General features: G+C 70.5%; 14 protein-coding genes. 2 read left to right on the forward strand and 12 right to left on the reverse strand.

The genetic code is table 11. The features are described from left to right. Positions 1 to 28: 28 nt before the first annotated feature. The 10 genes from EZ242_RS13835 to EZ242_RS13880 all read right to left on the reverse strand — a co-directional run bounded on the left by EZ242_RS13835 (position 29) and on the right by EZ242_RS13880 (position 10,014). On the reverse strand, positions 29 to 2,395 hold the full coding sequence (locus EZ242_RS13835) for a hypothetical protein (RefSeq protein WP_135285759.1): 2,367 nt from the start codon (positions 2,393 to 2,395) through the stop codon (positions 29 to 31). Between the two features lie 103 nt (positions 2,396 to 2,498). After that, positions 2,499 to 2,747 carry a hypothetical protein gene (locus EZ242_RS13840; RefSeq protein WP_135285760.1) on the reverse strand — a complete coding sequence of 83 codons (249 nt, stop codon included), beginning with the start codon at positions 2,745 to 2,747 and terminating at the stop codon, positions 2,499 to 2,501. Between the two features lie 83 nt (positions 2,748 to 2,830). Beyond that, positions 2,831 to 3,457, reverse strand: coding sequence for a cysteine hydrolase family protein (locus EZ242_RS13845; protein WP_135285761.1), 627 nt, complete (start codon positions 3,455 to 3,457; stop codon positions 2,831 to 2,833). Between the two features lie 12 nt (positions 3,458 to 3,469). After that, positions 3,470 to 4,771, reverse strand: a complete 1,302-nt coding sequence (locus tag EZ242_RS13850; RefSeq protein WP_135285762.1) for a TRAP transporter large permease — start codon at positions 4,769 to 4,771, stop codon at positions 3,470 to 3,472. Beyond that, positions 4,761 to 5,276, reverse strand: coding sequence for a TRAP transporter small permease (locus EZ242_RS13855; protein WP_135285763.1), 516 nt, complete (start codon positions 5,274 to 5,276; stop codon positions 4,761 to 4,763). Before EZ242_RS13855 ends, EZ242_RS13850 begins: the two co-directional genes overlap by 11 nt. A 3-nt stretch (positions 5,277 to 5,279) precedes the next feature. Beyond that, positions 5,280 to 6,335: a TRAP transporter substrate-binding protein gene (locus tag EZ242_RS13860; RefSeq protein WP_135285764.1), complete on the reverse strand. Its 1,056-nt coding sequence runs from the start codon at positions 6,333 to 6,335 to the stop codon at positions 5,280 to 5,282. Then, positions 6,332 to 6,811: a MarR family winged helix-turn-helix transcriptional regulator gene (locus EZ242_RS13865; protein WP_135285765.1), complete on the reverse strand. Its 480-nt coding sequence runs from the start codon at positions 6,809 to 6,811 to the stop codon at positions 6,332 to 6,334. The genes EZ242_RS13860 and EZ242_RS13865 overlap by 4 nt, the downstream gene beginning before the upstream one ends. Before the next feature lie 4 nt (positions 6,812 to 6,815). Continuing rightward, positions 6,816 to 7,853, reverse strand: a complete 1,038-nt coding sequence (locus EZ242_RS13870) for an LLM class flavin-dependent oxidoreductase (protein WP_135285766.1) — start codon at positions 7,851 to 7,853, stop codon at positions 6,816 to 6,818. Positions 7,854 to 7,934: 81 nt separating this feature from the next. Beyond that, positions 7,935 to 9,443, reverse strand: coding sequence for a CYTH and CHAD domain-containing protein (locus EZ242_RS13875; RefSeq protein ID WP_135285767.1), 1,509 nt, complete (start codon positions 9,441 to 9,443; stop codon positions 7,935 to 7,937). Between the two features lie 13 nt (positions 9,444 to 9,456). After that, entirely contained in the window at positions 9,457 to 10,014 is a 558-nt protein-coding gene (locus tag EZ242_RS13880) for a histidine phosphatase family protein (RefSeq protein WP_135285768.1), read from the reverse strand. A 148-nt stretch (positions 10,015 to 10,162) separates the two neighbouring features. Here EZ242_RS13880 and pcaC point away from each other — a divergent pair, with 148 nt between their 5' ends. Both pcaC and copM read left to right on the forward strand, forming a co-directional pair. Next, positions 10,163 to 10,546: a 4-carboxymuconolactone decarboxylase gene (gene pcaC / locus EZ242_RS13885; protein WP_135285769.1), complete on the forward strand. Its 384-nt coding sequence runs from the start codon at positions 10,163 to 10,165 to the stop codon at positions 10,544 to 10,546. Positions 10,547 to 10,609: 63 nt separating this feature from the next. Next, on the forward strand, positions 10,610 to 12,043 hold the full coding sequence (copM, locus tag EZ242_RS13890; protein ID WP_135285770.1) for a CopM family metallochaperone: 1,434 nt from the start codon (positions 10,610 to 10,612) through the stop codon (positions 12,041 to 12,043). 35 nt (positions 12,044 to 12,078) lie between these two features. On the opposite strand, the gene ygiD is transcribed toward copM, so the two are convergent. Beyond that, positions 12,079 to 12,939 (reverse strand): 4,5-DOPA-extradiol-dioxygenase, encoded by an 861-nt coding sequence (gene ygiD, locus EZ242_RS13895; protein WP_205960655.1) that lies wholly within the window; start codon positions 12,937 to 12,939, stop codon positions 12,079 to 12,081. A gap of 31 nt (positions 12,940 to 12,970) precedes the next feature. Beyond that, the gene (locus EZ242_RS13900) at positions 12,971 to 13,390 is read right to left on the reverse strand and encodes a secondary thiamine-phosphate synthase enzyme YjbQ (RefSeq protein ID WP_476705493.1); all 420 of its coding nucleotides are present in this window, start codon (positions 13,388 to 13,390) and stop codon (positions 12,971 to 12,973) included. Positions 13,391 to 13,608: the final 218 nt, after the last annotated feature.

Here is a 13,608-nt window from a genome sequence, read left to right on the forward strand (position 1 = left end):
CGCCGTCCGCGCGGCCGCCGCTCTCGCCTCAATCCGCCGGCACCGATTCGATGAACGGCGTCACCCGCCCTGTCTTGGCCGGCGTGGCCGCGAGCATCGCGATGCGGGCGCGGGCGGCCTGCTCCGGCGGCAGCGCCCGGATGCGCACGGTGCGCTCGATGAAGTGGTCGGGATGGCCCTGGACCACCAGGTCCAGGAAGGTGGTGGTGCCGGGGACCTTGGCACGCCGGTGCGACGCCTCGGCATCCGCCTGTGTCTTGCTGTTGCTCAACTGGGCCTGGATGGTCTTGACGATGCGCGGGGCGTGGTAGCGCGCCGGCTCGTCGTCCACCTGCACCCGGTAGGCGCCCTCGGGGTCAACCCCTTCCACGCAGAGGGGCTGCGTACGGCAGACGCTCACCCGGATGACGGTTTCGCCGCTGTCCCGGAGGCGGCGCGCATCGAGCACGGTGATCCCCTTGTTGGAGGGCTGGCGCACCAGCGGCTCGTCGCAACGCTCGTCGCTGAAGCGAAGCCGCAGCTCGGCGCCCGCCGCCAGGGGCGGGACGGTGACGAAGGCATCCCGCACCACGTGGACCAGCTCGCCGTCGCCATCCCACACGCTCGCGAAGGGCAGGCGCTGCTCCAGCACCATGGCCTGGATGCGGCGCTGCGTGGGGTTGCGCACGGTGATCTCGCGGCCGCCGCCCCCGACCTCGATCACCAGGTCCTGCCAGTCGCCCATGCGCTGGTACAGCTCCTTCTGCGTGGCGATCCAGAAGTCCAGCCGTTCGGCCAGGTTGATGCAGTAGCGCAGGTAGTCCAGCGTGCCGCGGCCGTCGTTGATGGACGGATCGCGCGCGAGCTCCGGGTGGTACTGGAAGCTGTAGACCCCGTTCTCCAGCTGGTCGTCCATTTTCAGGCGCGAGTGGTGGCCGCCATAGATGGTCTCCACCAGCTCGAAGGCCGCGTCGTACTCGTGCGTGCGGTCCCAGCCGCGCATCGGGCGCCACTCGGCGTCGGTGGTGACCACCGCGTGGAAGGGATACCAGATCCCCGGCGTGGCGATGGTGCGGCGCAGGTCGGTGACGTAGGTGAGCTCCTTGCCGCCGATGGTGTCGCCGCCCACCATCACGTTGGGGTCGCGCACGCCGTACTCGATCATGTGGTAGTAGCAGAAGGTACACATGCCCAGCACGCTCGCCTGGTGCGTGTACAGGTAGTCCATCGCGTCCAGCGTTTCCGGGTGCATGTGCCCGCCGGCATGGCGGCCGCAGGTGCACACGGTGAAGCCCAGGCTTTCCTGCGCGTTGATGATGTGCGTGAACAGGCCCTTGCCGAGGATGGCCTTCGGCGGGTCGCCGATGGAGCTGTCGTTGTGCAGCGCCGGCTCGATGAAGCTGTTGCGTGTGGTGCGCGCCACCCAGTCGAGCGCCATGGGCTCGGTGATGTTGGTGGAAAAGCCCGGATTCTCGATGTCGTAGCTGGCGGCGATCAGGTTCTGCACCTGGTAGTCCAGCATGGTGTAGTCGCGCATGCCGTGCACGTCGTGGCGGAAGGACAGCACGCCCGCATAGGTGCCGAAGGACCGCAGGCGCGCCTGCCACAAGGGACCCCAGCCGGCGTCCAGCAGCAGCCGGCGCAGGAAGAACAGCAAGGTATCGCCCCAGTGCGTCGGGTTGGCCCAGTGGCGAACCGGCTCCACGTTCAGGTGGGCCTGCAGCATGCCCCCGATCAGCTCGAACACCGGATTGGCCACGTAGAGCACCTGCGGCGAAGCGACCACGCCGGGGCCGATGTCCTCTGCCGTCACGGTGCTTGCGCTGCTCAGGTCGCCGCTGAAGGCGAGCAGGCGCGCCAGCACGCGGCTGCCTTGCGCAGGATCCACCGTGCTCACCGAGTGCCCGCGATACCCGCTCACGTACATCGGCTCCCAGGCCGGCCCGGCGAAGGGGCTGTCCTCCAGCCACCGCCACCCCGTGTAGCCCGTGACGTCCTGCGGCGCGAGCGAGCGAAGGCCCAGCAGCGAGGGCGGCAGGTTGGTGCGGCCGGTGACCAGCAGCCTTCGCCCGGGATGCGACGACAGCCAGGCCTGCAGCTGCGCGATGGTGGCCGCCTGGAGGTGGGCGGCGTTGGCGATCACGATGGCATCGCAGCCCTGGAGCACGGCTTCGGTGAGCTGCTCCTCGGACACGATGTCGTGCTTGATGTTGCAGCGAGCCAGGAACACGCTGGCCGCATTCGGCGCGAGGTAGGCATGCTCGCCCTTGAGCCAGGTGACCGGCTCGCCCGCGGCGCCGGTGAAGGTGTAGGTCTGGCCCTGCTCGTGCGCCCGGCGCGCGTAGGCCGCGCGCGTGGACTCGCTGAACAGCACCAGGACACGATGGCCGCGCGGGCCCATCCACTCGTTCGCCACGGAGATCCTTTCCAGGTGCCCCGGCCGCGGAGATGCGCCGGGGTGTGGAGCAGATGCTAAGTGAGTCGAGCCGCGGGCGGGCGGGCGCGAGCCGGACAGCGCCTCACTTCTTGGGCGACGACCCCATCTTCCCCTGCAGCACCGCCACCAGGTGCTGCTTGGCCTCTTCGAGCTGTGCCTTGTCGGCGTCGTGCACCTTGCGGAAGAAGGCCTCGCACTCCGGCGAGTTCGCCGCCTGCGCGTCCTTGATGTACTGGTCGTAGGCGACCAGCGCCTGCGCCTTGTTCTGCATGAGCGTGATCCAGTCGTAGGCGAGATCGCTCAGCGGATGCGAGTCGGCTTTGTCCTTCATGGCATGTCCTTGGCGGCGGTGAGATGAACCCGCAGCAGGATAGGACAAGGCGCGCGAGCCGTGTGGCTCGGCCGCAGCGCTTCCTAGCCGGCGGGCGGCGGGCCGAGCTGCTCCAGGGCTTCGGCGACTTCTCCGCTGGTCTGCACGCGCGCGAAGAAGTGATCGAGGACGTCCAGCGCGTGCCGGTGCCGCTCGGGCGTGGAGGCGCCGCAGCAGTCGGACAGCACCACCACCGAGTAGTCGTGCATGAAGGCGTCGCGCGCCGTCGTGTCCACGCACACGTCGGTCGTGGCACCGCACACGACCACGGTCTCGATGCGGCTCGCGCGCAGCAGCGCGTCCAGCTGCGTGTCGCGGAAGGCCGAGTAGCGGGCCTTGCTGATGACCGGATCGCCCGGCTGCGGCCGCACGCCGAACCAGTCGGTGAGCGAGGGGTCGCGCTGGCGAGCGAGGGCGTTGCGGCCGTAGTGCAGCCGCTGCGCACGCGAGCGCGGCCAGGCGGGAAAGTCGGTGCGGATGAAGACCAGCTGGTCGAACGAGCCGCGTGCCCGCGCCACGAAAGCGGCGAGGCGCTCGCCGACCTGCGGAAAGTGCGAGGTGTCGTGGCCCAGCATGCCGATGATTCCTTCGGGCACGCAGTAGTCGCGCTGCATGTCCACCACCAGCAGCGCCCGGCGGGCGTCCAGCGCGTGTCGCAGGGAGTTGTCCATGGCGCGCGGCTCCTATTCGAACAGGCCCAGGAAGAAGTCGATCGAGCCCTTCCACGCGAGCATCAGGGCCACGATGGCGCCCATGACGCCCACGAAGGGCCACACGGCCCGGAACAGCTCGCCCAGCGTGGCCTCGCGCAGCATGCGCTTGACCACGAAGATGTTCACCCCCACCGGCGGCGTGATCATGCCGGCCTGTCCCAGCACCACGATGAGCACGCCGAACCACACCAGGTCGTAGCCCATGTTGACGACGATGGGCGCGAAGATCGGCGCCGTGATGATGATCACCGGCAGGATCTCCATCACCATGCCCGCCACCAGATAGCCCAGCACCATCAGCCCCAGCACCACGAACTGCGGCAGCTCGGAGCCGTTGATGGTGTCGGCCAGCGTGAAGGGAATGCGCGTGACGGTCAGGAAGGTGCTGAGCACCGCCGAGGCCGCGATGATGAAGATCACCACCGCCGAGGTGACCACCGTCTCCGTGAGCGCGCGCGAGATCGCCGGCCAGGACAGCGCCCGCCGCGCCAGGCCCGTGGCCAGCGCGCTCATGGCGCCGACCGCGCCGGCTTCGTTGGGCGTGAAGACGCCGCCGAACATGCCGCCGATCACCACCACCAGCAGCAAGGCCGGCTCGGCGAGGCCGCCCAGCGCCCGCAGGCGCTCGCGCGAGGACGCACGGGGCGGGCGCCCGTCCCCGCCGACACGCCGCCGTTCCCGCCAGACCACCACGGCCACGAAGCCCAGGGCCATCAGCAGCCCGGGCGCGATGCCCGCGATGAAGAGGCGCCCGATGCTCTCGTTGACCAGGATGCCGTAGATGATGAAGGTCACGCTGGGCGGGATGAGGATGCCCAGCGTGCCGCTCGCGGCGACGGTCGCCCCCGCGAAGCCCATGGGATAGCCGGCCTTGCGCATCTCGGGCAAGGCGAAGGCGCCGATGGTCGCCGCGGTGGCGATGGCCGAGCCGGAGATGGCGGCGAAGCCCGCGCAGGCCGCCACCGTGGCCACGGCCAGGCCGCCGGACAGGTGCCCCATCCAGGCGCGTGCGGCCGCGTAGAGCCGCTCGCCGCCGCCGCTGGCGAACATCAGCTGGCCCATGAGGATGAACAGTGGCAGCACCGCCAGGTCGTAGTTGGAGATGCGCGAGAAGATCGTCGGCGCCAGGCTGTCGAAGCCCACGTTCACGCCCACGAAGAGGCTCACCCCGACCATGCCCACCGCCGCCATGGCGATGGCCACGTTGGCGCCGGTGAACATCAGCAGCAAGGCCGCCAGCACCCCCACCAGTCCCGCGACTTCAGCGGACATCGCCGCCCTCCCGGGCCAGCGGCTGCACGAGCTGCCAGGCACAGACGAGCGTCACGCTCAGGAAACCGGCGCCGATGGCCGCATAGGCCAGCCACACCGGCAGGTGCAGGATGTCGGTGACCTGCCGGGAGACGCGCATGGCCTGCGTTGCGGCGAGGAACTGCAGCGACAGCAGCCCGAAGAAGAGGGTCTCCAGGGCCAGCATGGCGCGCTGCAGGAGGGCCCGTGCCCTGCCCTTCAGCGCCTCGGTCACCGTCTCCACGACGATGAAGGCGTGCGAGCGCTGCGCGTGCGGCAGCGCACCGCACAGGGCCAGCGCCCCGAGCAGGCCCACCACTTCGTAGGCGCCCTGGATGGGCGCGCGGGCGACCAGCCTCAGGATGACGTCCAGCGTCACCAGGACCGCCATGCCGGCGATGCAGGCCTTGGCGAAGGCCAGCCAGGCGTCCGACAGGCGCGCCAGCGCGCGGCCCCAGCGGCTACGACCTTCGAGGTCCGGCGCCATGCCCTATTTGCCGGGGACGTCCAGTGCCGGGAACTCCTTCGCATGGCGCTGGATGGACTCGCGCTTGGCCTTGACGATGTCCGCCCCCGGCAGCCCCGCGGCGGACGCGCGCTGGGTGTAGTCCGCATAGAGCGGCTCGATCACGGCCGCGCGCCAGCGCTCCATTTCAGCCGGTGGCAGCTTGATGAAATCGTGCCCCTTCTCGCGCCCCCACTCCAGGCCCTCGCGCTCGATGCGGTCCCACAGCTCACCGGCCTTGGCCACGTACTCGCGCGAGACGGCCTCCAGCGCATTGCGCGCCTCGGGTGGCAGCGCATTCCATTTGGCCTTGTTCATCACCACGGCGAAGGTGGACACGTAGCCCACGTCGGTGGCCATGGTGGTGTGCTTGGTGACCTCCGCGAAGCGGTAGTACTTGAGCGTGTTGAAGGTGCCGTCGGTGCCGTCGAGCACGCCCCGCTTGAGCGGGTCATAGGCCTGCGTGATGGGCATGCTCACCGGCGAGCCGCCCAGCGCCGTCACGATGCGGGCGGACAGGCCGGTGGAGCGGATCTTCATGCCCTTGAGGTCGTCCAGCGTGCGCACGGGCTTGTCCACCGTCATGATCGATCCGGGCGGGTGCGCGTGCAGGTACAGCACCTTCACGTTGTCCAGCTCCTTGGGCTGGAACTTCTGGTAGATCTCGTTGGCCACGCGCGTGGTCAGGCGCCCGCTGTTGGTGGGATAGCCGGGCAGGTCCACCGATTCCATGACCGGGAAGCGCCCCGGCGTGTACGCGAGCACCGCCTGGCACATGTCCGAGAGGCCCTGCAGCACGCCTTCGTAGCACTGGGGCGGCGGCGTGAGCGTGCCGCTGGGGAACACCTGCACCTCCACCTTGCCGCCGCTGCGCTCCTTCACGTCCTTGGCGAACTGGGCGCTCAGCTGGCCGAAGGGATAGGCGGCCGGGAAGAGGTCGGAAAAGCGCAGCACGGTGGTCTGCGCGGCCGCGGTGCCGGCCGCGAGGAACGCGCAGGCCGCGAGCAGGCCGCGCAGTCGGGGCGATGTCGAACGCTTCATGATGTCTCCTTGTCGTGGGGAACGGTCGCCGGGTGGTGGCTGTTCTCGGCGTCGATCAGCTTGCTCAGAAGGCGCAGGAATTCCTTCTGCTCCCGCGCCGAGAGGCGGGCCAGCAGCTCGCGCTGGATGTTGCGCACGTGCGGCTCGATCTTGGCGTAGAGGCGCCGGCCTTCGGCCGTGAGGTAGATCTCGCGTCCGCGCGTGGAGCGGCTGCTGCTGCGCCGCTCGATGTAGCCCTGCACCTCCAGGCGGCCCACCATGCCGCCCAGGGTGGCCTCGTCGAAGTGCAGCGTGCCCGCGAGCTCGCGCTGCTGCAGCCCGGGCTGCAGGTGGGCCGCGATCAGCACGCCCAGCTGGCTGGCGGTGATGCCCAGGTAGCCCATCTCGCGCTCGAAGACCTGCGTCACCTGCTGGTGCGCCCGGCGGATCAGGTGCGCCGGCATGTCGTAGAGCGGAGTCAGCGGGTGCCGCGACATGCGTTCAGGGCGCCGTGGAACCGGAAGCCTCCGCGCTGGCTGCGCCGAACCTCGGCATCACCTCGCGCGTGAACAGCTCCAGCGAGCGCAGGCTCTCCTCGTGCCGCAGGTCGCCGAAGGCGAAACGCGTGACGAAGTGGTTGGCGCCCGTGGCGGCCACCTCTTCCTCGATGCGCGCGCGTACCGTCTGCGGCGAGCCGAAGATCAGCGTGCCGGTGGCCAGATGCTTGTCCGCGTCGTAGGCCGCCGGCATGCGCGGGTCGAACTTGGCCCAGAGATAGCCGAAGCGCTGGTACCAGAGCTGGTGGGCCTGGATACCGCGGCGCCGTGCCTCGGCGTCGGTCTCGGCCACGTAGATGTGGCGCGTGATCGCCACCTTGGGGAGGGGTCCCTGGTGGCCCGCCTCGGCCCAGGCCTGCTTGTAGGCATCCGCCATCAGGCGCGCGCGCGGCGCGGGGGCCAGGAAGCAGGTGTTCTCGCCATGCATGGCTGCCTGGCGCGCACCCTCCGGACTGCTGCACGGGAACCACATGGGCAGGCGCGGCTGCAGCGGCTTGAGCTCCATGGGCACGTTGAAGAACTTGAAGTGGTGCCCGCGGAAGCTCACCGCGTCCTGCGTCAGCGCCTGCATGAGCACCTGCTGCGCCTCCTCGAAGATCTCGCGCGACTCCAGGTGGTTGACGTTGAAGTAGGCCAGCTCGTAGGGCGAGATGCCACGGCCCAGGCCGATGTCCAGGCGGCCATGGCTCAGGTGATCCAGCATGCAGATCTCGCTGGCCACGCGCAGCGGGTGGTACAGGGGCAGGATCAGCACCAGCGGCGCGAGACGGATGCGCCGGGTGACACGCGAAGCGGCCGCCAGGAAGATCAGCGGCGAAGGCGCCAGGCCCAGCGGCGTGAAATGGTGCTCCGTCAACAGGAAGGTGGTGAAGCCCGCATCGTCGTAGCGACGCACGAGCTCGATGCGGCTGTCGTAGCTCTGGTGGATGGGCACACCTTCCTGCCGGTCGAGGTGGTCGATGACGCTGAATTCGATGGGCATGGACGGAGCAAACTTTGCATTCAAACTTTGAATGCATTCTTGCCAGGGGGCCGGCGGGGCGTGACCGGGTATTCCCCAGGGTCAGCGCTTCCAGAACGGCTTCGCGTCCTCCAGCTGGCGCAGCGCCTTGCGGCAGGCCCGCGCCTCGCCGGCACGCTGGCCCTGGAGCCACTCGGCACCGAAGCGCGCGCCCGGGTCGTCGCCGCGCGCGAGTTCCTCGTAAAGGCCCTGGGCGATGATCTCGTCGTTGTACTGCCCCAGGGCGTCCTGGGCGGGCTTCAGGCGCGCGAGAAAGGCCTCCACGGAGCGGGCGTCGTACAGCGGCGCGGCGAACTCGCTCAGGTAGCGCAGCCGCTTCAGGCGCTTGCGCACGCGGTGCTGCCGGCCCTCCTCCAGCCGCGTGAAGCGGCGGCCCTCGCGCGTCACCTTGCCGTGCAGGCTCGACAGCCGCGCGGCCAGCGTGCGGCGCACGCCCTTGCCACCCGAGCGCCTGAGCCGCTCGCTGCTGGCCAGCAGCGCCAGCAAGGCATCCTGGAAGTCGTCGTCGCGCACCAGGGCAGCGGGGTCCGCCCCGTCCTCCAGGGCCGCGGGGTCGCGCACGGGCGCACCGCCCGCCGCCTCCACCCGGGGCTGGATCCTGCGCATGACGTGCGTGCGGTCCCGGCGCTCGCCAAGCCGCCGGAACACGCGCACCAGCGCCGCCTCGTGCGCCGCCGCATCCTTGCCCAGACCCGGCAGCTCGCGCAGCGCGGTGCGCAGGCGCCGAAGGCCGACGCGCAGCTCGTGCACGTGCTCGTCGTCCGGGCTTCCTTCGGCCAGTTCGCCCGCGTTCGCCAGCACCTGCTCCAGGCAGCTGTCCAGCACGGCGGCCGTGAAGTCCCCCATCCCGGGCTTGGCCGCGAAGCGCGGCGGGACCGCATGCCGCGGCGGCGCGAAGCGCTCACCGCGCGCGAGCCGCTGCGCCCTGGCCGCCTTGCTGGCCGTGCCGACCCACAGGCCGAAGCGCCGGCGCCAGCGCCGGGCCAGCGCGAGCAGGTCCACCAGCTCGCCATGGACCAGTTCCAGCTCCAGCTCCCGCAGCTCGCGGTGCGCGCCGCCTGCCCTCAGCTGCCCTTCGTCCAGGGCCAGCTCGATGCGCGAGCGGCCCTGCACCACGCGCCGCGTCCGGCGCCGAACGCGGACTTCGTACACGGCTTGCAGGGCCGGCCAAGGCTCGTCGCGGCGCAGTTCCAGCGCGGCGCGCAACACGCGCTGCGCGTCCTCCGAACGGTGCCGGTCCAGCTCGGGAACGGGACGCGCCTGTCCTTCGTGGACGGCGCCGACCGCCACCTCGTCCTCGATGCGCTCCAGGGCGCCGGCGCCCGGCGCCTTGAGCGTCTGCACCCACTGCCGCCCGTCGCTGCGCAGGCGCAGCGCCACTTCACAGGCGGCCAGCCGTCCGTCGGCCGTGTCGTAGTAGAGCGCGTGCAGGTCCTGCACGGCCGCATCGGGACCGGACATCTCCTCGCGCAGGGCCTCCCAGGCCGGCTCGGGCACGACCAGCTTGACCTCACGCTCGCGGGACTCGGCGCCGGGCATGTGCGCAGCCACCTGGGCCTTTCCTTCAGGCGAGCGGCAGCCCGCTCGTGCGGTCCCCGTCCAGCAGCCGCTGCGGATGCTGCTCGAATCGCCAGCCGCCCGCGTGCGGCCGGAAGACCCACAGCAGGTCGAAGCAGTCCGCGGGCCATTGCGGCGGAATGCTGGCCGGAGCGCCCAGGCGCGCCGCGACGCTGCGGGCCAGCGCCGGCAGGCTGTCCTGGCGCCAGGCGACGACCAGCGTGCCGCCGGCCACGGGCATCTGCGCTGCGGCGCCGTCCGGTTCGTCCGAGTCGAGGTCGTCGCGCAGTCCCAGTCCCAGGCGGCGCGCGAGCGGCACGAGCGTCTGCACCGGTCGCAGGCTGGTGTGCACCGCACTGGTCCCGGCGGCCCAGCAGGCCGCGGCTTCGCCGAAGGGGCCCGGCGCTTCGGCGGGCGCGAGCCAGCGGGACAGGGCGCCGGCTCGCTGCCAGCCGCGCACGCTCAGGCTGCGATCGTCGGCCGCGCCGCGCTCGTCCACGCCGCCGATGCCGCGGGCCGGATCGGGCTTTTCAGCGTGACGCAAGAGCACGATGGGTGATGGCATGCGCTTCTCCGGGTTGGAGAGCGGCATTACAGCACCGGCTCGCGCCGGCAGGGGTAACGATCAGGCAGGGCACGGCGGCGGCGCGTGTCGCCGCGCCGTTGCTAGCATGGCCGCGCCTGACCGCAACCGAACGAAGGAGTGCAACGAGATGCCCAGTGAACGCTTTGACAAGGGCCTGGCCGTACGCCGCGAAGTGCTCGGCGCCGCCCACGTGGACAAGTCGCTGCGTGAGGCCGACGATTTCACGCGCGAGCTGCAGGCGCTGGTGACCGAGTACTGCTGGGGAGAGGTCTGGACCCGCGAGGGACTGGACCGCCGCACCCGCAGCTTCCTCAACCTGGCCTTCCTCACCGCGCTCAACCGGCCGCACGAACTCAAGCTGCACGTGCGCGGCGCGCTGAACAACGGCGTGACGCGCGACGAGATCAAGGAAGCGCTGCTGCAAGCGGCGATCTATTGCGGCGTGCCGGCTGCGCTCGACAGCTTCCGCGTGGCGCGCGAGGTGTTCCGGGAGATCGACAGCGCCGGCTGATGCGGCCCCGCCCCCCGGCGGGGCGCTCCTGCGTTAAGGTTTCTGCAACGACGCAGGAACCCGATGACCTCCACACCCGACCTTGACCGAGCCGGGCGCCCGCCCACGCGACCGCGTGGAGGGGGCGCGGCGCGGGCGATCGCAGCCCTGGGCGTAACCGCCGTCGCCGCGGCGCCGGCGCAAGCCCACGTGAAGTGGTTCGCGCCTTATTTCGTGGAGGCCCCTCCGCAGCAGATCGGCAGGACGCTGGAGAACCCCTGGTTCTGGACCGGCATCGCGCTGGTGCTGGTCTTCTTCCTTGCAACACGCTCGATCGAGCGGACCGGAGCCGGACAGGCCATCCTGCGCGGTATCGACAAGCTCACCCATCCGCTGTGGGTGCGCCTCGACGACTTCATGCGCTTCGTGATCGCCGCGTTCTTCGTCGCGATCTTCGCCGTGGGCGGGGTGTACCTCACGCCCGACCTCGAGACGCCGCACGAGTGGGTCTCCTGGATGCAGTTGCTCATCGCGGCGCTGGTGTTCTCGCGGCGCACCCGGCCGTTGGCCGCGCTCGGCATCGTGCTGCTGTGGGTGTTGGCGCTGAGCGACTACGAGTTCTTCCACCTGCTGGACTACCTCTCGCTCGGCCTGGCCGTGGCGGCGTACCTGGTGCTGGAGTCGTCCGACCGCGAGGAGTGGCGCAGGTACCGGTTCGAGGTCCTGCGCTGGGGCGTCGCCATCGCGCTCATGTGGTCGAGCCTGGAGAAGTTCGCCTATCCCGACTGGTTCTATCCGCTGGTGGAGGAGAAGCCCTTCCTCACCTTCGGCATGCCGCGGGACGTCTTCATCCCGATGGCGGGGGTGGCGGAGTTCACGATGGGCTTCGGGCTGCTGTGGACCGCACTGGTGCGAAGGCTCTCGGCCGTCGCCCTGTTCGTGATCTTCAACGCGGCGGTGTATCCCTTCGGACGGATCGACCTGGTGGGCCACGCGCTCATCATGGCGGTCATCGTCGCCATTGCGGCGGACCCGACACCGCAGGTGCGCTTCGCCCTGCGGCGCTCGATGTGGAGCATCCCGCCCACCCTGGTGGCGGCGCTGCTGTTCTTCTCCGGCAGCTACTGGGGGCTGCACCGGCTGTTCTACGGCACCGACGGCGGCGTCGTGCAGGCGCGGCAGGCGGGCTCGGCCGGAACGCACCATGCGACGCATGCCGTCCTCCCCGCGCAGCGCGAGCGGGCGCAGGCCGTGGATCCCTCCACCTGGCGGTCCGCCTACGACGCCAGCATGGACCGGATGCACCAGGACATGGCCGCCGGCCTCAGCCACGGCGACCCGGACGTGGCCTTCGTGCAGGGCATGATCGCGCACCACGAGGGCGCGATCGAGATGGCGCGCATCCAACTGCAAAGCGGCCGGGACCCGGAGAACCGGGCCCTGGCCGAACACATCATCGAGCAGCAGGAGCGCGAGGTGGCGCAGATGAAACGCTGGCTGCAGCAGCAGCGGCCCTGACGCCGCGCGCCCCCCCGCCCGTTCCCCCGCGCCGCTCAGGTGTTCGTCTGCTGCGCCGGAACCCCTTCCGGCAGCGCGGCGGCCGGCTTGCCGGCCGGTGACCCTGCCGAGGCGCCCAGCACGTAGCTGGTCATGCTGATGGACCCCATCGTTGCACCCTCCGCGAAAGGCGTGGCCGCCTCGCCCGCGGCGTCGCAGAGCCCGCACAGGTAAGCCAGCGGCAGGAAGTGCTCAGGGGTGGGCACGCTCTGCTTGAGATCGGGATGGCTGGCCAGCGACGCGAGCGACGCGGGCCGCGAGGTCATCACCGCGCGGGTGGCCGCGTCGAACCGCTCGGCCCAGTCGAACGCCAGGTCGGGGCGGCGCTGGATGAGGCGCAGGTTGTGCACCACGTTGCCGCTGCACAGGATGAAGACGCCCCGTTCGCGCAGCGGCGCGAGGCGCCGGCCGATGTCGATGTGGTAGTCCAGCGGCTGCGCGCTGTGGATCGACAGCTGCAGCACCGGCACGTCCGCATCCGGCCGGAGGTGGGCCAGCACCGACCAGGTGCCGTGGTCCAGGCCCCAGCTGTCCTGGTCCAGGCCGACGAAGGCGGGGCTCAGAAGGTCCACGATCTCCTGCGCGACCTCGGGCGCGCCGGGCGCCGGGTAGTCGAAGGCGAAGAGCTCGGGCGGAAAACCGTAGAAGTCGTGGATGACCGGCGGCCGGTCCATGGCCGTGACCGCCGTGCTGGGAATGAACCAGTGCGCCGAGATCGCCAGGATGGCCCGCGGCCGCGGCAGCGCGGCGCCGAACGCGCGCCAGGCCTCCGTGAAGCGGTTGGACTCCAGCGTGTTCATGGGGCTGCCGTGGCCGATGAAGGCGGCCGGCATGCGGGACGGGCTTGCAGTGTTCATGACGACGGCTCGGGTGGAAAAGGCGCGCGGTTCATTCGCCGAGCACGTGCAGGACCAGTTCCCGCGCGTGCCCGTGGGTGCGATGCTCCCACAAGTAGATGCCCTGCCAGGTGCCGAGCAGCAGGCGGCCGCCCTGCACGGGGACCGACAGCTGCGTGGCCGTGAGCGCGGCGCGCACATGGGCCGGCATGTCGTCGGGCCCTTCGCTGTCGTGCCGGAACAGCGGATCGCCGTCCTCCACCAGCCGGGCGAAGAACCGGTCGAGGTCGTGGCGCACCTCGGGATCGGCGTTCTCCTGGATCAGGAGGCTGGCCGAGGTGTGGCGCACGAAGAGGTTCAGGAGACCGGTGGTGATGCCGCTGGCCTGGAGTTCGCGTTCGACCTGTCCGGTGACATCGACGAGGCCGCGGCCGGGGGTGGAGACGGTGATCAGGGACTGGTGCTGGCGCAGCATGCGCGCAGGGTAGCGCGATGAGGGGGCGCGCGGGCGAGCCAGCGGCAACGATGTTCGCCCTTGTAGCGTTCAACGCAGGTCTCGCACGCCAAGAGGCTTCGACAGGCTCGACCCGAACGGAGCCCCTCAACCACCGTTCGCCCTGAGCTTGTCGAAGGGCCGCGCGCGCCAACAGGCTTCGGCAGGCCCAGCCCGAACGACACCTGAAGATTCCT

It is taken from the genome of Ramlibacter rhizophilus, assembly GCF_004681965.1.
In the GTDB taxonomy this organism is placed as follows: Bacteria; Pseudomonadota; Gammaproteobacteria; order Burkholderiales; family Burkholderiaceae_C; genus Ramlibacter; species Ramlibacter rhizophilus.